The following is a 20,950-nucleotide window of genomic DNA, read 5'->3' as shown; positions in this document are numbered from 1 at the left end:
GGCCCGGCGGAAGTCATCGGTCCCAGCGGGCGACCACCTCGGCGAAGGTGCGGGCGGCGTGCTCGAGCTCGGCGACCTCCACGTACTCGTCGCGGGCGTGCATGACCGCCGGGGTGCCCGGGCCCCAGACGACGATCGGGGCGCCGTCGGCGACCGGGCCGAGGACCGAGCCGTCGGTGAAGTAGGTGGCCGGCTGGCTGCGCTTGTCCGCCGGCAGGGCCTGCACCCAGGGGTCGTCGGCGGGGGTGAGCAGCGGGGGCAGGTCGACCCGGACCTCGACGTCGGCGACCTCGGGCTGGGCCCGCCACCAGGCCTGCAGCGCGGCGCCGTCCCCGACGGTGCGCATGTCGACGACCACCTCGGCGGCGTCGGGGACGACGTTGGGCACCGTGCCGCCGCTGATCACACCCGGGTTCCAGGTCTCGGTGCCGAGGAACGCCTCGGTGGCCAGCGGGAGCTGGGTGCCGGCGCGCTGGAGGACGGCGACGAGGTCCATGACGGCGTTGTGGCCCAGGTGCGGGGTGCTGCCGTGCGCGGCCCTCCCGGCGGCGCGGACGGCGAGCCACAGCGCACCGCGGTGGCCCAACACGACCTCGTTGCCGGTGGCCTCGGGGACGACGACCGCGCCCGTGCGGGTGCCCTGCAGCGCGCGGGCGGCCACCTGGGCGCCCTTCGAGCCGATCTCCTCGTCGCTGGTGAGCAGCAGGCCGACGGGGGTCTCCGGGTCGGCCGTGGCGACGGCGGCGACCGCGGCCACCAGGCCGGCCTTCATGTCCGAGCCGCCGCGGCCCCACACCCGGCCGTCCTCGGCGTCGGCACCGAAGGGGTCGCGCTGCCAGTGCGTCGCGTCCGCGGCCGGGACGGTGTCGACGTGGCAGGCGAACAGCAGCCGCGGCCGGTCGGGGTCGGTGGGGGTGGTGAGCAGGGTCCACGGCTGGTCGGCGTCGTCGCCGTCGGTGCGCTGCAGGTGCGGCGCCTGCGCGCGGAGCACCTCGCTGACCACGCCCATCACGTCCCGCTGGGGCCGGGGGTCACCGGAGACCGTGGGACGGCGGACGAGCTCGCGGACCAGGTCGACGACGTCGATGCTCATCGGCCCACCCTGCCCGTGGCGGTCGGGGTCGGCACCCCGGACACACGTCGGGCCGGGTTCCACGTGGAACCCGGCCCGGACGAGCCGACCTACCAGCCCTGCGGGCTGTCCTGCCGCGGTCCGGTACCCCGCCTGCTGGCGACCCAGCCGCCGACCAGCGGCAGCGCGGCCAGCACGGCGGCGACCGTCGGCACCGGGAGCAGGAAGACGACCAGGGTCGCCTGGCCCGAGGCGGTGCCGTACGAGGAGGCCGCACTCACCACTGCCTGCAGCAGCACGGTGAGGGCCAGCGCGGCTCCGCCCCCGACGACGAACCAGCGGTCCGTGCCGGCCAGCAGCCGGATCGAGCCGTAGATCAGTGCGGCACCCGCCGGCAGGCCCACGACCACGCTCACCCAGGTGGCGCTGCCCCCGTCCGAGCCGGCCAGCAGCACGATGCCCACCAGGCCCCAGAGGATCGCGATCCCACCGGCGATGAACCCGAGCACTGCGGCTGCGGTGCCCTGCGCCGGGCGGCCGGGGCCCTTGGGCCACGCCAGCGGCACGGCCGGCGGGGTCCACCACGGGCCCTGCTGCCCGGCCCACGGCTGCTGGGGTGCGGCAGCCCACGGCTCCGGGGCCGGGCCGTAGGCCGGCGGGGGTCCGCCCTGCCCGTAGGGCGGCGCCCCGGCGCCGTACGCCGTGGCCCCCGACCCGTACCCGCGCCCGTCACCGCCGGGAGGCGCCGCCCCCGGCGGGCTCGCGTCCCAGCCTCGTCCGTCGTCTCGCGCCCCGGTCACCGGCCCAGTCTGCCCGGACCGGGCCGTTCCCCGTGGGAGGCGGTCGACCCGGGCCACCCGGCGGGGTGACCTGCCGGTGGCCGGGGGATCAGACGGTGGCCAGCACCCGGGTCATCTGCTCCTCGGTGTCGGTGCCCAGCTTCTCCAGCGCCGGCTTGAGCAGCGGCCCGGCCAGGGACGCGACCCCGTGGAAGTCGAAGTCCACGTGGTAGCGGATCTCGGTGCTGGTGGCGTCGACGGCCCGGAAGGAGATCTCGTCGGTCGAGGTGACCGTCTTGTTCTCCCCGACGAGCACGAGGCGGTCGGCCTCCCAGGTGGCCAGCCGGTACTCCAGCTCGGTCTCCCGGCCCATGAACTCGCTGACGTTGCGCCAGCGGGAGCCCACCTGCACCGGCTGGCCGTCGACCGGCGTGCAGCTCTTCGTGCCCGGGTCCCAGGCCTCGGCGTGGGCGAAGTCGGCGAGGTAGTCGACCGCCTTCTCGAGGGGGCACTGCACGACGAAGGTCCGTTCGACGGTGGGCACGGCTGCTCCTGGGGTCGGGGTGGTGGGACCCCCGTCATGCCCCCGTGGCGGGGGGTCGACACCACACCTGGAGGCGTCGTCCGCCCCGGTCGAGCACGCCCTCCCGCTCGAAGCCGGCCCGGGTGGCCACCCGGCGCGAGGCGGCGTTGCCGGGCAGCACCAGGGCGCGCACCCGCTCGGCACCCCCGGCCAGCAGCGTCTCGGCGACCTGCCGGACGGCGCCGGAGGCGAGCCCGCGGCCCCGGCCGGCCGGGAGCAGGGCCCAGCCCAGCTCCCAGCCCTCGTCCTCCAGCCGCACGCCCACCACCCCGACGTCCAGCCCGTTGGCCACGACGACCCACCGGTCACCCGTACCCGCGGCCCGGCGCGCGAGGAGCCGGTCGACCCGCGCCCGGGCCTCCTCCTCGGTGAGGTCCGGGGCTGCCGACGTGCCGGCGACGACCAGCGGGTCCCGGGACAGCGCCTGCTCCAGCGGCCAGTCGGCCTCCGTCAGCAGGCGCAGCCCCGGCTCAGACGAGGGCGCGACCGACGGCCACCGCACGGGTGTCCGGCGCGGCGACGCGGGCGGCGTCGGCCTCCTGGTCGTTGTCCTCGGTCTGCGAGCGGCGCTCGGCCTCGACCCGCGCGGCGTAGGAGGCGACCTCGTTGGTGACCCGCTCCTCGTCCCAGCCCAGCACGCCCGCGACGGCCCGGGCCACCGGGAGGGCGGACTCGGTGCCGCGGTGCGGGGTCTCGATGGAGATCCGGGTGCGGCGGGCGAGCAGGTCGTCCAGGTGCAGCGCACCCTCGCGGGCGGCGCCCCACACCATCTCGACCATCAGGTACTCCTCGGCGCCGGGCACCGGCTGCAGCAGCGACGCGTCGTCGGCGGCGAGCTCGAGGACGTCCGGGGTCAGCGAGCCGTACCGGTTGAGCAGGTGCTCGGCGCGGAAGCGCGGGACGCCCCACTGGTCGGCCAGCCGGTCCAGGGAGTTGACCATCGCGAAGTAGCCCTCGGCGCCGACCAGCGGCACGTCCTCGGTGACGCTCTTCGGGATGGTCCGGGTGACGTCCTCGGCCACGGCGTCCACGGCGTCGGCGGCCATCGGCCGGTAGGTCGTGTACTTGCCGCCGGCGACGGAGATGACGCCCGGGGAGGGGCGGGCGACGGCGTGCTCGCGGGAGAGCTGGCTGGTGTCCTCGGACTCACCCGAGAGCAACGGACGCAGCCCGGCGTAGACCCCGGAGATGTCCTCGTGGGTCAGCGGGGTGGTCAGCACCTCGTTGACGTGGTCGAGGATGTAGTCGATGTCGGCCTTGGACGCCGCGGGGTGCGCCTTGTCCAGGTCCCAGTCGGTGTCGGTGGTGCCGACGATCCAGTGCGAGCCCCACGGGATGACGAACAGCACCGACTTCTCGGTCTTGAGGATCAGCCCGGTCTCGCCGTTGATCCGGTCGCGCGGGACGACGATGTGCACGCCCTTGGAGGCCCGCACGTGGAACCGGCCGCGGCCCCCGACGAGGGTCTGCAGGTCGTCGGTCCACACGCCGGTCGCGTTGACGACGACCTCGCTCTTGACGTCGATCTCCTGGCCGGTCTCCACGTCGCGGACCCGGGCGCCGACGACGCGGCCGCCGGCCCGCAGGAAGGAGACGACCTCGGCGGAGTTGAGCACGGTGGCGCCGTACTTGGCCGCGGTCAGCGCGACGGTGAGGGTGTGCCGGGCGTCGTCGGCCTGGGCGTCGTAGTAGCGGACGGCGCCGACGAGCGCGTCGGGCTTGAGGGCCGGGAAGAGCTTGCGCGCCCCGGTGCGGGACAGGTGCTTCTGGGAGGGCATCGGCTCGCTGAGCGCGCCGAACCGGGCCAGCCCGTCGTAGAGCGCCAGGCCGGCGGTCACGTAGGGGCGCTCCCACACGCGGTGGGTCAGCGGGTAGAGGAACGGCAGCGGCTTGACCAGGTGCGGGCTGATCCGGTTCACCGCGAGGTCGCGCTCGTGCAGCGCCTCGCGGACCAGGCCGAAGTCGAACTGCTCCAGGTAGCGCAGGCCACCGTGGAAGAGCTTGGAGGACCGGGACGACGTGCCCGAGGCGTAGTCGCGGGCCTCGACCAGCGCGGTCTTGAGGCCGCGGGTGGCCGCGTCCAGCGCCACACCGGCGCCGGTGACGCCGCCACCGACGACGAGGACCTCGAACTCCTCGGCGGCCAGCGCGGCCCACGCGGCGGCGCGCTGCTCGGGACCCAGCGGGGTGACAGCGGACATGGGGTGCTCCTGTGGTCTCGCCGCCACACGGACGACGTCGTCGGCGTCGGGTGCCCCGGGGTCCGGTGCACCTCGATGTGTGGGCCGCGGTGTGACCCGCGGCTCTTGACGTCCACGGTAGGTCCGCGGCACAGGCCCGGCGAACCCCGGCGTCCGACAATCTCGGACGCGCACCCTCACGGGTAGGGGGCGCCCCAGGCGATGGACAGCGCCACCGCACGCTCCCAGGTGGGGTACTCCGCGGACAGTTGGGCGGCCCGCGCGGGCACCGGGCTCCACTGCGCCGAGCGGTGCCAGTTGCGCCGCAGCGCCTCGACGTCGGCCCACAGCCCGACCGCCAGCCCGGCGGCGTAGGCCGCGCCCAGGGACACGGTCTCCCCGACCATCGGGCGGACGACGGGCACGTCGAGCACGTCGGCGACGAACTGCATGAGCAGGTTGTTGGTGGTCATCCCGCCGTCGACCCGCAGCGCCGGCAGCCGCAGCCCGGAGTCCGCGGCCATCGCCCGGACGACGTCCCGGGTCTGCCAGCCCGTCGCCTCCAGCACCGCCCGCGCCAGGTGGCCCTTGGTGACGTAGGAGGTCAGCCCGGCGACCATCCCGCGCGCCTCGCCGCGCCAGTGCGGGGCCAGCAGCCCGGAGAACGCCGGGACGACGTAGCAGCCGCCGTTGTCCGCCACGGTGCGCGCGAGGGTCTCGACCTCCGGGGCGGTGCCGATCAGGCCGAGCCCGTCACGCAGCCACTGGACCAGGGCACCGGCGACCGCGACCGACCCCTCCAGCGCGTAGTGCACCGGCTCCCCGGCCAGCTGGTAGGCCACCGTCGAGATCGACCCCGACCGGGTGCGGACCAGCTCGGTGCCGGTGTTCTGCAGCAGGAAGCTGCCGGTGCCGTAGGTGCACTTGGCCTCGCCCGGGGCGAAGCAGGCCTGCCCGAACAGCGCGGCCTGCTGGTCGCCCAGCGCGCCGGTGATCGGGATGGCCGGGCTCAAGGCGGTGGCCACCCCGAGCTGGCCCACCGAGGGCCGGATCTCGGGCAGCAGCGCGGCCGGGACGCCGAAGAACTCCAGCAGGTCGGGGTCCCAGGCGCAGGTGCGCACGTCCATCAGCGACGTCCGGCTGGCGTTGGTCACGTCGGTGACGTGCACCCCGCCGTCCGGGCCGCCGGTGAGGTTCCAGACCAGCCAGGTCTCCATGGTCCCGAACAGCAGCTCGCCGCGCTCGGCCCGCTCCCGGGCCCGGGGCACGTGGTCGAGCACCCAGCGCAGTCGCGGCCCGGCGAAGTAGCCGGCGATGTCCATCCCGCTGCGCTCGGCGACGATCCCGGCGTCGGGACGGGCGGTCAGCCGGGTCACCAGGTCGGCGGTGCGGGTGTCCTGCCAGACGATCGCCCGGGTCACCGGCCGGCCGGTCGCCTTCTCCCAGACGACCGTGGTCTCCCGCTGGTTGGCGATCCCCAGCGCGACGACCTCACCGGCGGCGGCGGCCACGTCGTGCAGCGCCTGGGCCGCGGTGCGCTGGGTGTTGGCCCAGACCTCCATCGGGTCGTGCTCCACCCAGCCCGGCCGCGGGAACCACTGCCGGTGCTCCCGCTGGCGGACCGCGACCATCCGGCCGCTGCGGTCGAACACGATCGACCGGGTCGACGTCGTCCCCTGGTCCACCGCCAGCACGTAGCGCTCGGCCACCTCAGCCCCGCCAGCCCAGCTCGCGGGACACCGCGTGCGCTGCCTCGGTGACCATGCCGACCAGCTTGGGTCGGGCCGCACCGCGGCGGTCGCAGACCTCGTCGACCGGCCCGGCGATGCCCATCGCGGCCACCACCAGCCCGGTGGACCCGCGCACCGGCGCGGCCACCCCGCCGGTCGCGGACTCGAACCCGCCGCACTCCACCGCCCAGCCCTGCGCGCGGACGGCGGGGAGCTCGGCGCGGGCGACGTCCTGCACGCCCCGGGTGGAGCGGTGCGGGGCGAAGGCCGCCAGCACCCGGCCGAGCGCCGTGCTCTCGGCCGGCAGCGTCGTCCCCACGTCGAGCACCTGCACGGAGTCGTCGGGCCGGAAGACGTGGTGCACGACGACCACCCGGTCCTCCACCAGCGCGGCCAGCCGGACGGCGTGCCCGCTGCGCGAGGCCAGCGCGTCGGCCCAGTTCGAGGCCCGGGAGCGCAGCTCGTTGACGTCGAGGTGGCTGGCGCCCAGCCGGAGCAGGCCGGTGCCCAGGGCGTACCGGCCCTCGCGGTCCTGCTCGACGAACCCGACGGCCAGCAGGGTGCGCAGCAGGCTGTGCGCGGTGGTCTTGGGCAGCCCGACCGCCGCAGCGATGTCGGTCACGCCGAGGGTGCCCCCGCTGCCGGCCACCACCTGCAGGATGGCGGCGGCCCGCTCGATCGACTGCACGGTGCCCGGCACGCGCCGAACGGTAGGGCATCCCGGGTGGCGGGACGGCAGCACGAGGCGGTGCCGTTCCGTCCGACGATGTCGTACGACGTCCCCTTGGCCTGGTGATCGGGGCCACTTAGCGTCCTGCAGCGACACACCCCGGGGTGACGGGGGACACACCACTCCCCGGGTTCGACGACCGGCCCGCAGTGACGCGGGCCCAGAACGGAGTTCCCCTTGGACCAGGTCAGCCTCATGACCGTCTTCGGCAGCGAGGTCACGGGCACCGCGATCCTCATCCTGCTCGGTGTCGGTGTGGTCGCCAACGTCTCCCTCGCGAAGTCCGGCGCCCTCGGCGGCGGCTACATCGTGATCATCTTCGGCTGGGGCCTCGCCGTCTTCGCCGGCGTCTACGCCGCGGCCAGCTCCGGGGCGCACCTGAACCCCGCGGTCACGATCGGACTGCTGGCCTCCGGGGCGGCTGAGTACGCGCCCGGGGTCGAGGTCACCGTGGCGTCCACGGTGGTCTACCTCGTCGCCGAGCTGCTCGGCGCGATCATCGGCGCCGTCCTGGCCTGGGTCGCGTTCCGCCAGCACTACGCCGCCGAGACCGACTCCGGCGCCATCCTGGGCACCTTCTCCACCGGCCCGGCCATCAAGAGCACCGTGGACAACCTGCTCACCGAGGCCATCGCGACCTTCGTGCTGATCTACATCATCATCCGGTTCGGCGACACCCCGACCGAGGTCGGCCCGCTGGCCGTGGCCCTGCTGGTCGTCGGCATCGGCGCCTCGCTCGGTGGCCCCACCGGCTACGCCATCAACCCGGCCCGTGACCTGGGCCCGCGCATCGCGCACGCCATCCTCCCGATCAAGCACAAGGGCGCCAGCAACTGGGGCTACTCCTGGGTCCCGATCGTCGGCCCGCTCGTCGGAGCGGTCGTCGCCGGCCTCTTCTCCCAGGTGAACATCTGACCCACGCCCCGTCCTGACCCCGCACCTCAGAGCAGAGGAGACACCCCATGGCCCAGTACGTGGCCGCGATCGACCAGGGCACCACCAGCACGCGCTGCATCCTCTTCGACCACGACGGCACGATCGTCGCGACCGGTCAGAAGGAGCACGAGCAGATCTTCCCCAGGGCCGGCTGGGTCGAGCACGACCCGCTGGAGATCTGGGCCAACACCCGCGAGGTCGTCGGCCAGGCGCTGGCCCGCGGGAACGCCTCCACCTCCGACATCGTCGCCGTCGGCATCACCAACCAGCGCGAGACCACCGTCGTCTGGGACAGGACCACCGGCCAGCCGGTCTACAACGCGATCGTCTGGCAGGACACCCGCACCGGGAAGATCTGCGACGAGCTGGCCGCCCTGGGCGGTGGCGACGAGCGCTACAAGGACCGGGTCGGGCTGCCGCTGGCGACCTACTTCGCCGGCCCCAAGGTCCGCTGGGTGCTGGACAACGTGGACGGCGCCCGCGAGCGGGCCGAGGCCGGCGACCTGGTCATGGGCACCATCGACTCCTGGCTGATCTGGAACATGACCGGCGGCACCGACGGCGGCCTGCACCTCACCGACGTCTCCAACGCCAGCCGCACCATGCTCATGGACTACCGCACGCTGGAGTGGCTGCCCGACATCGCCGAGGACATGGGCATCCCGATGTCGATGCTCCCGGAGATCCGGTCCAACTCCGAGGTCTACGGCAAGGGCCGGGCCGCGGGCTTCCTCGCCGGGGTGCCGATCTCGGGCTCGCTGGGCGACCAGCAGGCCGCGACCTTCGGCCAGGTCTGCTTCGAGAAGGGCATGGCCAAGAACACCTACGGCACGGGCAACTTCATGCTGCTCAACACCGGCGGGGAGGCCGTGCCCTCGGAGAACGGCCTGCTCACCACGCTCTGCTACAAGCTCGGCGACGCCGCGCCGGTCTACGCCCTCGAGGGCTCGATCGCCGTCACCGGCTCGCTGGTGCAGTGGCTGCGCGACAACCTGGGCATGATCAAGGACGCCCCGGAGGTCGAGACCCTGGCCGCCGGCGTCGAGGACAACGGCGGGGCCTACATCGTCCCGGCGTTCTCCGGCCTCTTCGCCCCGCACTGGCGCTCGGACGCCCGCGGCGCCCTGGTCGGGCTCACCCGGTTCGTGAACAAGGGCCACATCGCCCGCGCCGTCCTGGAGGCCACCGCCTTCCAGACCCGCGAGGTCCTCGACGCCATGAACGCCGACTCCGGCGTCGACCTCACCGAACTGCGGGTGGACGGCGGCATGGTCGGCAACGAGCTGCTCATGCAGTTCCAGGCCGACGTCCTCGACGTCCCGGTCATCCGGCCGAAGATCGTGGAGACCACGGCGCTGGGCGCGGCCTACGCCGCCGGGCTGGCCGTGGGCTTCTGGTCCTCCCTCGACGAGCTCACCGCCAAGTGGGCCGAGGACAAGCGCTGGGAGCCCGCCATGGAGACCGGCGAGCGCGAGCGGCAGTACCGGCAGTGGCAGAAGGCCGTCACCAAGACCCTGGACTGGGTCGACGACGACGTCTCCTGACGCCCCGCTGCCCCGCAGCGTGGATCAGGTGACCTGATCCAACCCTGGCCGCCCTCACCAGCACTGGTGAGGGCGGCCAGTCGTTCGTGAGGGTCAGGAACCCAGGGCCGCCGAGACGACGGCGCGGGCCTCGTCCTGGACCTGGGCGAGGTGGTCGGCGCCCTTGAAGGACTCCGCGTAGACCTTGTAGACGTCCTCGGTGCCCGACGGACGGGCGGCGAACCAGGCGTTCTCCGTGGTCACCTTGAGCCCGCCGACCTTCGCCCCGTTGCCCGGGGCCTCGGTCAGCTTGGCGGTGATCGGCTCCCCGGCCAGCTCGGTCGCGGTGACGTCGGAGGGCGACAGCCTCCCCAGCTTCGCCTTCTCCTCGCGGCTGGCCGCGGCGTCGACCCGGGCGTAGGCGGACTCCCCGAAGCGGGCGGTCAGCTCGCGGTGGTGCTCGGACGGCGACTTCCCGGTCACCGCCTGGATCTCGCTGGCGAGCAGGGCGAGCAGGATGCCGTCCTTGTCCGTCGTCCACACCCCGCCGTCCCGGCGCAGGAACGAGGCACCGGCGGACTCCTCGCCGCCGAAGCCGACCGACCCGTCGAGCAGTCCGGGCACGAACCACTTGAAGCCGACCGGCACCTCGACCAGCCGGCGGCCGAGGTCGGCGACCACCCGGTCGATCAGGGACGACGAGACCAGCGTCTTGCCCACCGCGGTGTCGGCCGACCAGCCCGGGCGGTGGCTGAACAGGTACTGGATCGCCACGGCCAGGAAGTGGTTGGGGTTCATCAGGCCGCCGTCGGGGGTGACGATGCCGTGCCGGTCGGCGTCGGCGTCGTTGCCCGTCGCGATCTGGAACTCGTCCTTGCGGCTGATCAGCGAGGCCATCGCCGCCGGCGAGGAGCAGTCCATCCGGATCTTGCCGTCCCAGTCCAGCGTCATGAACAGCCACGTGGGGTCGACCAGGGGGTTCACCACGGTGAGGTCGAGGCCGTGGGCCTCGGCGATCCGGCCCCACCAGTGCACGCTGGCGCCGCCGAGCGGGTCGGCGCCGATCCGCACGCCGGCCGAGCGGACCGCCTCCAGGTCGAGCACCTGGGGCAGGTCCTCGACGTAGGTGCTCGTGAAGTCGTAGACGCCGGCCGCGGCCCGGGCCCGGGCGAACGGCACGCGCTGCACGCCCTCCAGACCGGCGCGCAGCAGCTCGTTGGCCCGGCCGGCGATCCAGCCGGTGGCGTCGGAGTCGGCCGGGCCACCGTGCGGGGGGTTGTACTTGAAGCCGCCGTCGCGGGGCGGGTTGTGCGAGGGCGTGACGACGATGCCGTCGGCCAGGCCCGCACCGCTCGTCCGGCCGGCGTTGGCGCGCAGGATGGCGTGGCTGACGCCGGGGGTGGGGGTGAAGGAGTCCTCGCTGTCGACGAGCACGGTGACGTCGTTGGCGGCCAGCACCTCCAGGGCGCTCACCCAGGCCGGCTCGCTGAGGGCGTGGGTGTCCCGGCCGATGAACAGCGGGCCGTCGAAGCCCTGGCCCCTCCGGTACTCCACGATGGCCTGGGTGGTGGCCAGGATGTGCGCCTCGTTGAAGGCGCCGTCCAGGCTGGACCCGCGGTGTCCGCTGGTGCCGAAGACGACCTGCTGGCCGGGGTCCTCGGGGTCGGGCTCGGTGGCGTAGTACGCGGTGACCAGGTGCGGGACGTCGACCAGGTCCGCGGGCTGGGCCGGGGTCCCGGCGCGCTCGGTGCTCATGGGTCGATCCTGGCCTGCCCGGGCCCGCTCCGGCGACCGGAGGCCCTCAGTCCGAGCGACCCATCGCCTTCTTCACCCGGTGCAACCACCCGCCGGTGGCGATCCCCTGGGCCACCCGCTCCGACGGCGTGGCGTTCGAGCCGGCCGCGACCATCCCGGCCACCTGGCCCTGGAAGGTGGTCCCGCAGTCGGGGCACAGGGTCCGGCCGGTCGGGGTGCGCACTGGCGCCTCGTCGAAGCGGGTCCGGCAGCTGTCGCAGGTGGTGGCCATGCACCAGTCTCACCCGCGCCGTCGTCCACAGCCCGACGAGACCGGCCGGGACCGTCAGCACCCCGCCGTAGCCTGGACGGGTGCTCGAGGAGTGGCGTCAGGAGGCGTCGGACGCCGCTCTCACGGCACACGTCGGACCCGAGGTGTTCCGGCGCGCGTTGACCGTGCTGAACGAGGGCGCGGTGACCGCGGTCGACCTCTCCCGCGACGGCCGCCGGGTCACCGCCACCGTCCGCGGCACCGCCTCCCAGCCCTACCGGACGACGATGGTGCTGGCCGGCCAGGGCCGCGAGGGCTGGACGAGCGTGTGCACCTGCCCGGTCGCGGTGGAGTGCAAGCACGCGGTCGCCGCGCTGCTCGCGCTGCGCTCGTCGGCGGTGGGACCCACGGTGCAGCTGCCCGAGTGGGAGCGCACCCTCACCGAGCTGGTCCAGGGCACCGAGGCCCCCGGCCGGGCCCCGACCCGGGTGCCGCTGGGCCTGCAGTTCGAGGTCTCCGCCGAACCCGCGGCCCGGGCCTCGGTGGGCGCGCCGGGCTCCCGGCCGCGGCTGGTCCGGCTGCGCCCCGTCGTCCCGGGCAAGAACGGCCGGTGGGTGCGCACCGGCATCACCTGGAAGCAGCTGCAGTACGACGCCGCCCAGTCCGGGTGGGACCGCCGGCACCTGGCCGCGCTGCGCGCGCTGTACGCCACCCACCAGGCCTCGCGCGGGCAGTACTACTCCTACGCGCCCACCGACGTGTACCTGCACGAGTTCGGCCCGGGCCTGTGGCGGATGCTCGACCAGGCCCTCGGTGACGGGGTCGTGCTGTCCGGTGCCGGCCCGCGCCAGCAGCCGGTGGTGCTCGCCGACGCCCCCGCCGACCTCGCCGTCGACGCCCGCCAGCAGGCCGGCGGCGGCGCCCAGCTGCAGGCGGTCGTGCGGGTGGACGGCCGGGCCGTCGACCCGGCGGCGCTGTCCTTCCTCGGCCACCCCGCGCACGGGGTCACCGTGCACGAACCCGACCCGGAGACCGCGCTCCTGCTGGCCCGCCTCGACCGGCCGGCCACGCCCACCCTGGCCGGGCTCGCCGCCCGGGGCCGGCCGCTGGACGTCCCGGCCGCCGACGTCGGGCGGTTCCTCCGCGACTGGTACCCCGACCTGCGCAGCCGGGTGCCGGTGGTGTCCGGCGACGGGTCGGTCGAGCTGCCCGACGTCGTCCCCCCGCGCTTGGCGCTGACCGCCACCTACCCCGGCGACCTGTCGGTCGAGATCGCGTGGACGGTGCGCTACGGGCCCGACCGGTCCTTCCCACCGGCCGCGCCTGGGGACACCGCGCAGCCCGGCTCCGGCCGCGACCTCGACGCCGAGCGGGCGCTGGAGACCCGGCTGCCCGGCCCGGTCGGCGGGGTGCCCGAGCTGTGGACGGTCGACCGGCGGCTCACCCCCGCGGCCGAGCTGCGCGGCATGGAGGCCATGGAGTTCACCTCCGAGGTGCTGCCCGCGCTGCGCGAGGACGCGGGCGTCGACCTCACCGTCGTCGGCTCGCCGCCGGACTACCGGCAGTCCACCGCGGCCCCGCAGATCACCTTCACCGCCCGCGACAACACCCAGTCCGACTGGTTCGACCTCGGGGTCGCGATCACCGTCGACGGCCAGGTCGTGCCGTTCTCGGTGCTCTTCCAGGCCCTGGTCACCGGGCGCACCCGGCTGATGCTGGTCACCGGCACCTGGTTCTCCCTGCAGCGCCCGGAGTTCGACCGGCTGCGCCAGCTCATCGAGGAGGCCCGCGCGCTGGAGGACGTGCCCGCCGACGGCGTGGTCGCGGTCAACCGGCTGCAGGCCGGCTGGTGGGAGGAGCTGCTCACCCTCGGCGTGCTGGAGGAGCAGAGCACCCGCTGGACCCGCGACGTCCAGGGCCTGCTGGACGCCGGCACCGGGGACCGACCGGAGGTCCCGGCGGGGCTGACCGCGCAGCTGCGGCCCTACCAGCACGACGGGTTCGCCTGGCTGTCCTTCCTCTGGGACCGCCGGATCGGCGGGATCCTGGCCGACGACATGGGGCTGGGCAAGACGCTGCAGACCCTCGCGCTGCTGGCCCGCGCGCACGAGGCCGGTGACCTCGACGAGGCCCCGGTGCTGGTCGTGGCGCCGACCAGCGTGCTGTCCACCTGGGCCCGCGAGGCGGCCCGCTTCGCCCCCGGGCTGCAGGTCGCCGTCGTCCGGGAGACCGAGCGGCGCCGCGGCACGCCGCTGGCCCAGCACGTGGCCGGCGCGCACGTCGTCGTCACCTCCTACGCGGTCTTCCGGCTGGAGGACGAGCAGCTGCAGGCGCTGCCGTGGCGCGGTCTGGTGCTCGACGAGGCGCAGACGGTGAAGAACCACCAGGGCCGCACCTACCAGTGCGCCCGCCGCCTGGACGCCCCGTTCACCCTCGCGCTGACCGGCACGCCGCTGGAGAACAGCGTCATGGACCTGTGGTCGCTGCTGTCGATCACCGCCCCGGGCCTGTTCCCGGACCCCTCGGCCTTCACCCACCACTACCGGACGCCGATCGAGCGGGACGGCGACCGCGAGCGGCTGGCCTCGCTGCGCCGCCGGATCAAGCCGCTGGTGCTGCGCCGCACCAAGGAGTCCGTGGCCCCCGAGCTGCCGCCCAAGCAGGAGCAGGTGCTGGAGGTGACGCTGAACCCCGAGCACGAGGAGCTGTACCAGAAGCACCTGCAGCGCGAGCGGCAGAAGGTGCTCGGCCTGGTCGAGGACCTGGCCAAGAACCGGTTCACCATCTTCCAGTCGCTCACCCTGCTGCGGCAGCTGAGCCTGGACCCCTCGCTGATCGACCCGGACTACGCGAGCGTGGCCTCCAGCAAGGCCGACGCGTTCGTCGAGCACCTCACCGAGGTGGTCGAGGAGGGCCACCGCGTGCTGGTGTTCAGCCAGTTCACCCGGTTCCTGGGGAGGATCCGGGACCGGTTGACCGCCGAGGGCATCGAGTGGGCCTACCTGGACGGCTCCACCAAGGACCGGGACGCCGTCGTCGACGGGTTCCGCCAGGGCGACGCACCGGTCTTCCTGATCAGCCTCAAGGCCGGCGGCTCGGGCCTGACGATCACCGAGGCCGACTACGTCTACGTGCTCGACCCGTGGTGGAACCCGGCCACCGAGGCCCAGGCGGTCGACCGCACGCACCGGATCGGCCAGGACAAGACCGTGATGGTCTACCGGCTGGTGGCCGCCGGCACCATCGAGGAGAAGGTCATGGAGCTCAAGGCCCGCAAGGCCGAGCTGTTCTCCGACGTGGTGGGCGAGGGCGCGCTGTCCTCCGGAGCGCTGACCGCCGAGGACGTGCGCGGGCTGTTCGCCTAGGCCTCGACCTGGGCCAGGCCGTGCCGTTGCTCGACTCCGTCGAGGAACCGGCGCACGGCCTCGGTGAACACCTCCGGGGCCTCCGAGTGCACCCAGTGCCCGGCGTTCTTCACCCGCACCAGCCGGACGGCGGGGAACAGCTCGTCCATCCGGGCCCGGTCCTCCGGCAGCACGTACGTCGAGTCCGCTCCCGCGATCCACAGCACCGGGCCCGGGAACACCGCACCGGGCGGGGGCTCGGGGAACCCGCGCAGCACGCCCAGGTCGCGGCCGAGGGTCGCCAGGTTCAGCCGCCACCGCCAGCCGCTGGACCCGTCGCGGACGAGGGACTGCAGCAGGAACCCGCGCACCATGTCGCTGGGCACCGCCGCGCGCAGGGCGGCGTCGGCGTCCTCCCGGGTCGCCAGGGCGTCCAGGTCGATGGCCTGCATGGCGGCGATGAAGGCCGCGAACGGGGAGGCCTCCTCGTACGGGTCGTCGGTGCGGCCGCCGGTCTCGGGGTAGGTCGAGGGCGAGATGTCGACGACGACGAGGGCGCGCAGCAGCTCGGGGTGCCGCAGCGCCAGCTGCATGGCCACCTTCCCGCCCATCGAGTGCCCGACCAGCGTCACCGGCTCGCCCCAGGAGGCCAGCAGCCCGGCCAGCAGCTCGGCCATGTCGACGTAGTCGACCCGGTCGGTCCACGGCGAGTGCCCGTGGTTGGGCAGGTCGACCAGGGTGACCCGGTGCCCCGGTCCGGCCTCGGTGGGATCGGCGAGCCGGCGGGCGATCGTCGTCCAGTTGCGGCCCTGCCCGAACAGACCGTGCACGAAGGCGACCCGCGGTCCTGCCTCGCCGAGGGTGCGGGTGGACAGCTCCAGGTCCTCGCTCACCCCCCGATGAGACCACGGGACGCACGGGGACCCTGGGGGAGGAGGAGGGCAACGGGGCCGGTGGGACGGGAGCACGCTTCCCCGTTCGTGTCGCGCGACCGTTCTGCCCGTGACACAGCGTCATGGTGTGGTCATGACGTTCAGCGGCGAGGCGGTGGTCTGGCAGGGCAGCGGCACCGTGTGGCCGGGTGTCGCCTGGGGTGATCCGCTGGCCACCGTGCTCGGGACCCTCGGCTGGCGGGTCTCGCTCGTGCCGTGGGGCGACCCGGCAGCCGAGCACCGGGGCCGCGACGGGGTGCTGCACGTGTTCAGCGGCGGCCTGGAGGCGATCGGCTCCGGGAGCGCGGCGATGGCCGAACGCCTGGACGCCGTCCGCGCCGCCCTGAACGTCGCCGCCGACGACCGGGCCAGCGTGGTGGGCATCTGCCTGGGCGCCCAGATGATCGCCGCCGTCGCCGGACAGCTCGACCCCGAGCCGGTGCCCTCGGGCGGGGAGGCCGGCACCACCACGGTGCACGGCCACGGCGTCCCCGACCTGCACGTGGCGACCGCGCACGCCCAGCAGGTGCCGACGGCGTTCCTCGGCACCCCGGGCACCCGGTTGCTCTGGAGCAACGCGGTGACGCCGTTGCAGGGCTTCACGCTCGGCTCCCGGGTGGCCGGCGTGCAGTTCCACCCGGAGCTGTGCCCGCTGGAGGCCGGCTGGGCCGCGACCGCGTTCCAGGAGCTGCTCGGGGTGCCCGACGCCGAACCCGCCCGCGGTGACCTGGACCCGGTGACCGCCACCGGCACCGTGCTGGCGATGGCCGGGGCGCACCGCCGCATCCGCTCGCTGGCCGCCTGACCCACCGCGCCGGGAGCGTCGGACCCCGCCCGTAGCGTCGGGGCGGTCCCCGTCGTCCCCTGCTGAGGAGCCCCGTGCCCGGTCGTCGTCGCCGCGCCACCACGACCCGGAAGGCCGCACCCCGCAAGGCCGCACCCCGGAAGCCGCGGACGGCCGTCGCCGCACCCGACGTGCCGGTCGCCGGGCCGGGGGAGCGGGTGTGGGTGCTCGCGGTGCCGTTCCGGGCACCGGCGCCCGGTGCGGTCTGGCACAAGGAGCTGCAGGCACACGTGTGGGTGGGTGCCGCCCTGCCGCCCGAGCTGGCCGTCTACGACCCGGGCCCGTACACCTTCGAGCGCTTCCTGGAGGAGCAGCTCAACGACGAGGCACGCCCGGTGCCGGCCGGGGACTCGATGACCCCGCGGGCCGAGCAGGTCAGCGGGGCGGCCGCGATCGCGGCCCACGAGGCCGCCGGTGGCCGGATGTTCCTGCTCGGCGACGACCCGGGCGTGGGCAAGACCGGGACGGCGGTCCTGGCCGTGCAGCAGATCGCCGCACGCCGGGGCGCCCGCACCGTGCTGGTGGTCGCCGACCGGCCGGCGGCGATCACCGTGCCGCACTGGACCCGGTCGATCACCGCGTTCGGCTCGGGCGGGCTGCGCTGGTGCGTGACCACCTGGGACCGGCTGGCCAAGGTGCGCGGGCTGTCCTTCGACGTCGTGGTCGCCGACGAGGCGCACATGGTCCGGCACACCACCACCCAGCGGTGGAAGCACTGGAAGGCGGTCTCCGGGTCCGGCCGGGTGAAGGACGCCCCGTTCGTGCTGCTGGCCACCGCCACCCCGGCCCACTCCCCGCTCGAGCTGCCCTACCTGGCGCCGCACCTGGCCGCGGTGCACGACGAGCCGCTGCGGGCCTGGGCCGACCTGCCCACCAAGCTCGCCGAGCACGGGTTCCACGTGGAACGCGGCCGCTACGGGGCCACCTGGACCGAGGACCCCAACGAGCGGCGGGCCGACCTGGCACGGCTGCGCGGCTGGCTCACCGACACCGATCCGCCCTCGACCCTGCACCGGCCGGCCCCCTGGGGGCAGGTGCAGGTGACCGGCACGCCGGTGGCGCTGACCCCGGCCGAGCGGGCGGCCTACGAGCAGGAGTGGAGCGCCTTCCGCGAGGAGATGCAGCTCGCCCGCCGGAAGAAGGAGACCGCCCGCGGGCGGGCCGCGCTCATGCGGTTCCGGCAGAAGGCCGGGCTGATCCGGGTGCAGGCCACCGTCGACTGGGTGAAGGCGCAGGTGGAGGCCGACCGGCAGGTCGCGGTGTCGGTGGAGTTCGTGGAGACCGCGGCCGACCCGATCCGGACCGCCCTGCTGGACGCCGGGGTCGGCGTCTCGGGCGTCTACGGCAGGGACCGCTTCGACGTCGAGGCCGAGCGGCTGCGGTTCCAGACCGGGGAGTCGCGGGTCTGCGTGTTCACCGTGACCGCGTCCATCAGCCTGCACGCCGGCGAGCAGCTCCCCGGGGGTGCGCCGGCGTCCACCACCCCGCGGGTCGGGCTGTTCCACCAGCCGCGGTTCTCCGGCATCGCCGCCCGGCAGGTCACCGGCCGCACGCACCGCGACCACCAGGTGTCCCCGTGGCGGATCGCCTACGCCGAGGAGACCGTGGAGGAGCAGGTGGCCAAGGTGATGGTCGAGCGGCTCGCGGTCACCGGCCAGACGGCCGGCGGCGACACCGCCGGGCTGCAGCAGATCGCCGAGCTGCTCGACGCCGACTGGCTGCCCGCGGCCTCACTCACCGGGAGCGACTGAGCCGGCGACCACCCGCATCGGCAGGTGCAGGATGCCGTCCTCCAGGTAGTCCTCGCCCGACCGGACGAAGCCGAAGCGGCCGTACCAGGCCTCCAGGTACGCCTGCGCCCCGATGTCCACGGTGCGCCCGGCGCACAGCTCGAGCCCACGGGTCACCAGCTGCGCGCTGAGCCCCCGGCCCCGGGCGGAGACGGCGGTGGCGACCCGGCCGATGGCCCGGTCCTCGCCGTTCTCCAGCACCCGGATGCAGGACACCGGGACGCCGTCCTCCTCGACCCAGAGGTGCACCGTGCCCGGCTCGGTGTCCCGGCCGTCGAGCTCGGGGTACGGGCAGTCCTGCTCGACCACGAACACGTCGACCCGCAGCTTGAGCAGGCCGTACAGCTGGGCCGGGGTCAGGTCGGCGAAGCGCTTCTCGACGATCACGACCCCAGCCTGCCGCACGGTCTCAGGCGTTCTCCCCGTCCACCGGCACCACGGTGCCCGTACCGGTGCCGAACGAGGACACCGCGTCCCCGGACAGCCGCTTGAGCAGCTGGGCCATGTCGATGCCGGTGAGGTCGCCGGACAGCTGCAGGCCCTGGGCGACGTTGGAGGCCACCGACCGGGACAACGACCCGGGGCCGTCGGCGCTGATCACGGTCATCTTGTCCACGCTGGACAGCGGGGCCGCGGCGGCCGCGACGACCTCGGGCAGCACCTTGACCAGCAGGTCCAGGATCGCGGCCTCGCCGTAGGTGCTGAACGCCTGCGAGCGGGCGTCCATCGACTCGGCCTCGGCCTTGCCCCGGGCGAGGATCGCGGAGGCCTCGGCCGAGCCCTCCCGCTCGACGGCGTCGGCGATCGCCTGACGGCGCAGCTTCTCGGCCTCACCGCGCTTGGCGCCCTCGATGGCCTCGGCCTCGGCGAGGGCGGACCGACGGGCCCGCTCACCCTCACCGGAGAGCTTGGCCTGCTCGGCGGCAGCCTGGGCCGCGGCGATGGTGGCCTGCCGGTCGGCCTCGGCGGTCAGGATGCGGCTGTTCTTGCGACCCTCGGCCTCCTGCTCGACGCGGTAGCGCTCGGCGTCGGCCGGGCGGCGGACCTGGGTGTCCAGCTGGGCCTGGGTCAGCGTCGCGGTGCGCGCGGCGACCTTCTCCTGCTCGGCGAGCACCTGCTGGTCCTGCGCGGCCTGGGCGAGTGGGCCGGCCGCGGCGGCCCGGGCCTTGGCGGCATCGGTCTCCGCGGCGATCTCGGACTGCTTCAGGGCCAGCTGGCGCTGGGAGACCGCGATGGCCTCGTCGGCGAGCAGCTGCTCCTGCTGGGCGGCCTGGCGGGCGCGGGCCTCGGCGATCGAGGCCTCCTTGAGCACCCTGGCGGCCTCGGGACGGCCCAGGTCGGCCAGGTACGTGCCCTCGGCCTGGATGTCCTGCAGCTGGAAGGTGTCCAGCACCAGGCCCTGGCCGGTGAGGGAGGACTCGGCCTCCTCGGCGACGGCGGAGGCGAAGGCCGCGCGGTCGCGGATGATCTCCTCGATCGTCAGCCGGCCCACGATGGAGCGCAGCGCACCGGCGAGCACCTCCGAGGTGAAGGTGTCGATGCCCTGCTGCTGGGCCAGGAAGCGCTGCGCGGCGGCCCGGATCGAGGACTCGTTGCCGCCGACCTTGACGATCGCGACGCCCTCGAGGTCGCACTTGACGCCCTGCTTGCTCACCGCGCCGCGGATGCCGACCGGGATCCGGCGGCTGGACAGGTCGATCGAGTGCAGCTTCTGCACGACCGGGAGCACGAAGACGCTGGCGCCCATGACGACCTTCTGGCCGGACATGTCCCGGCTGACCGCGCCGTCGGCACCGGTCACCGAGCGGCCCTGCCGGCCGGTGACCAGGAAGGCCTGGTTGGGCCCGGCGACCTTGATGCGGGACAGCACCAGCAGCACGAGCAGGAGGACCAGGGCGACGATGCCGCCGAGGGCGATGAGCAGGGTCACGGGGTGGGGCCTCCAGACGGTTCCGGTGCGGTCGAGACGACCTCCACCGAGGTCGCCGACGGGGTGTCGACGACGTAGACGGGTGTGCCGGCCGGCAGCGCGGCCTCGCTGCGGGCCGAGTACTTGAGCTGCTGGCCACCGACGGAGAGCCGGACCTCCCCGAACCCACCGGCCGGCACCGCGGAGACCACGACGCCCTGGGTGCCCAGCAGCCGGTCGTCGGTGAGGGTCGGCTCGGTGGGCATGTCGCGCAGCGAGGCCGACAGCCGGAGGGCGCCGGCGGCCAGCGGCAGCGCCACGACCAGGCCGGCCAGCAGGCTGAGCAGCACGGTCGCCACGCCGGGCAGGTCGGGCAGCAGGGCCGACGCCGCAGCGCCGCCGAAGCCGATCCCACCGAGGAAGGCGGCGATCGCCGGGACGGAGAAGGGGCCGTCGACGTCGCCGCCGAACTCACCGATCTCCCCGACCACCAGGGACAGCACCAGCACGAGCAGACCTGCGCCACCGACGACGAGGAAGGTCACGGCGACGGGGTCCAACCGGGCTCCTCTGCAGGTCGAGCGGGGGTACGG

General features: G+C 74.4%; 18 protein-coding genes. 5 read left to right on the top strand and 13 right to left on the bottom strand.

All coding sequences use genetic code 11. From position 1 onward, the window contains the following. Positions 1-13: 13 nt before the first annotated feature. The 7 genes from ASG36_RS09730 to ASG36_RS09700 form a co-directional block, all read right to left on the bottom strand. Positions 14-1,093 (bottom strand): M20 family metallopeptidase, encoded by a 1,080-nt coding sequence (locus ASG36_RS09730; protein WP_200944424.1) that lies wholly within the window; start codon positions 1,091-1,093, stop codon positions 14-16. 89 nt (positions 1,094-1,182) lie between these two features. Next, positions 1,183-1,872 (bottom strand): hypothetical protein, encoded by a 690-nt coding sequence (locus ASG36_RS21910; protein ID WP_157498749.1) that lies wholly within the window; start codon positions 1,870-1,872, stop codon positions 1,183-1,185. Between the two features lie 88 nt (positions 1,873-1,960). Then, the gene (locus ASG36_RS09720) at positions 1,961-2,395 is read right to left on the bottom strand and encodes an SRPBCC family protein (protein ID WP_055763251.1); all 435 of its coding nucleotides are present in this window, start codon (positions 2,393-2,395) and stop codon (positions 1,961-1,963) included. A 34-nt stretch (positions 2,396-2,429) separates the two neighbouring features. Beyond that, on the bottom strand, positions 2,430-2,936 hold the full coding sequence (locus ASG36_RS09715; RefSeq protein ID WP_055763247.1) for a GNAT family N-acetyltransferase: 507 nt from the start codon (positions 2,934-2,936) through the stop codon (positions 2,430-2,432). Next, positions 2,905-4,635 carry a glycerol-3-phosphate dehydrogenase/oxidase gene (locus tag ASG36_RS09710; protein WP_055763244.1) on the bottom strand — a complete coding sequence of 577 codons (1,731 nt, stop codon included), beginning with the start codon at positions 4,633-4,635 and terminating at the stop codon, positions 2,905-2,907. The genes ASG36_RS09715 and ASG36_RS09710 overlap by 32 nt, the downstream gene beginning before the upstream one ends. Positions 4,636-4,811: 176 nt before the next feature. After that, on the bottom strand, positions 4,812-6,323 hold the full coding sequence (gene glpK, locus ASG36_RS09705; RefSeq protein ID WP_055763241.1) for a glycerol kinase GlpK: 1,512 nt from the start codon (positions 6,321-6,323) through the stop codon (positions 4,812-4,814). 1 nt (position 6,324) lies between these two features. Beyond that, positions 6,325-7,044, bottom strand: a complete 720-nt coding sequence (locus ASG36_RS09700) for an IclR family transcriptional regulator (RefSeq protein ID WP_055763238.1) — start codon at positions 7,042-7,044, stop codon at positions 6,325-6,327. A gap of 207 nt (positions 7,045-7,251) precedes the next feature. Here ASG36_RS09700 and ASG36_RS09695 point away from each other — a divergent pair, with 207 nt between their 5' ends. Both ASG36_RS09695 and glpK (ASG36_RS09690) read left to right on the top strand, forming a co-directional pair. After that, positions 7,252-7,989, top strand: a complete 738-nt coding sequence (locus ASG36_RS09695; RefSeq protein ID WP_235494814.1) for an MIP/aquaporin family protein — start codon at positions 7,252-7,254, stop codon at positions 7,987-7,989. A 47-nt stretch (positions 7,990-8,036) separates the two neighbouring features. After that, complete coding sequence (gene glpK, locus ASG36_RS09690) at positions 8,037-9,554, top strand: glycerol kinase GlpK (RefSeq protein ID WP_055763232.1); 1,518 nt, start codon at positions 8,037-8,039, stop codon at positions 9,552-9,554. A gap of 93 nt (positions 9,555-9,647) precedes the next feature. On the opposite strand, the gene pgm is transcribed toward glpK (ASG36_RS09690), so the two are convergent. Together pgm and ASG36_RS09680 are read right to left on the bottom strand one after the other, a co-directional pair. After that, complete coding sequence (pgm, locus tag ASG36_RS09685) at positions 9,648-11,288, bottom strand: phosphoglucomutase (alpha-D-glucose-1,6-bisphosphate-dependent) (protein WP_055763229.1); 1,641 nt, start codon at positions 11,286-11,288, stop codon at positions 9,648-9,650. A 46-nt stretch (positions 11,289-11,334) separates the two neighbouring features. Continuing rightward, positions 11,335-11,559, bottom strand: coding sequence for a hypothetical protein (locus ASG36_RS09680; protein WP_055763226.1), 225 nt, complete (start codon positions 11,557-11,559; stop codon positions 11,335-11,337). Positions 11,560-11,639: 80 nt separating this feature from the next. Here ASG36_RS09680 and ASG36_RS09675 point away from each other — a divergent pair, with 80 nt between their 5' ends. After that, positions 11,640-14,903: a DEAD/DEAH box helicase gene (locus tag ASG36_RS09675; protein WP_055763224.1), complete on the top strand. Its 3,264-nt coding sequence runs from the start codon at positions 11,640-11,642 to the stop codon at positions 14,901-14,903. Here ASG36_RS09675 and ASG36_RS09670 read toward each other — a convergent pair. Beyond that, complete coding sequence (locus tag ASG36_RS09670; protein ID WP_055763219.1) at positions 14,900-15,775, bottom strand: alpha/beta fold hydrolase; 876 nt, start codon at positions 15,773-15,775, stop codon at positions 14,900-14,902. The two genes, ASG36_RS09675 and ASG36_RS09670, sit on opposite strands and share 4 nt — an antisense overlap. Before the next feature lie 133 nt (positions 15,776-15,908). On the opposite strand from ASG36_RS09670, the gene ASG36_RS09665 reads away from it, so the two are divergent. After that, positions 15,909-16,619: a hypothetical protein gene (locus ASG36_RS09665; protein ID WP_055763216.1), complete on the top strand. Its 711-nt coding sequence runs from the start codon at positions 15,909-15,911 to the stop codon at positions 16,617-16,619. A gap of 74 nt (positions 16,620-16,693) precedes the next feature. Continuing rightward, positions 16,694-18,409, top strand: a complete 1,716-nt coding sequence (locus tag ASG36_RS09660; protein ID WP_055763213.1) for a helicase — start codon at positions 16,694-16,696, stop codon at positions 18,407-18,409. On the opposite strand, the gene ASG36_RS09655 is transcribed toward ASG36_RS09660, so the two are convergent. Genes ASG36_RS09655 through ASG36_RS09645 form a run of 3 tightly spaced genes read right to left on the bottom strand, consistent with a single transcriptional unit; the run spans position 18,389 to position 20,917 of the window. Next, on the bottom strand, positions 18,389-18,835 hold the full coding sequence (locus tag ASG36_RS09655; RefSeq protein ID WP_082523102.1) for a GNAT family N-acetyltransferase: 447 nt from the start codon (positions 18,833-18,835) through the stop codon (positions 18,389-18,391). The two genes, ASG36_RS09660 and ASG36_RS09655, sit on opposite strands and share 21 nt — an antisense overlap. 22 nt (positions 18,836-18,857) lie before the next feature. Further along, a complete protein-coding gene (locus ASG36_RS09650) occupies positions 18,858-20,378 on the bottom strand; it encodes a flotillin family protein (RefSeq protein WP_055763207.1) in 1,521 nt (506 codons plus the stop codon). Further along, on the bottom strand, positions 20,375-20,917 hold the full coding sequence (locus ASG36_RS09645; RefSeq protein ID WP_055763204.1) for an NfeD family protein: 543 nt from the start codon (positions 20,915-20,917) through the stop codon (positions 20,375-20,377). Before ASG36_RS09645 ends, ASG36_RS09650 begins: the two co-directional genes overlap by 4 nt. Between the last annotated feature and the right edge of the window lie 33 nt (positions 20,918-20,950).

Origin of the sequence: Geodermatophilus sp. Leaf369 (assembly GCF_001424455.1) — a bacterium.
Lineage (GTDB): Bacteria > Actinomycetota > Actinomycetes > Mycobacteriales > Geodermatophilaceae > Klenkia.
The sequence above is the reverse complement of the archived record's forward strand: the minus strand, read 5'-3'. Positions and strand labels throughout refer to the sequence as shown.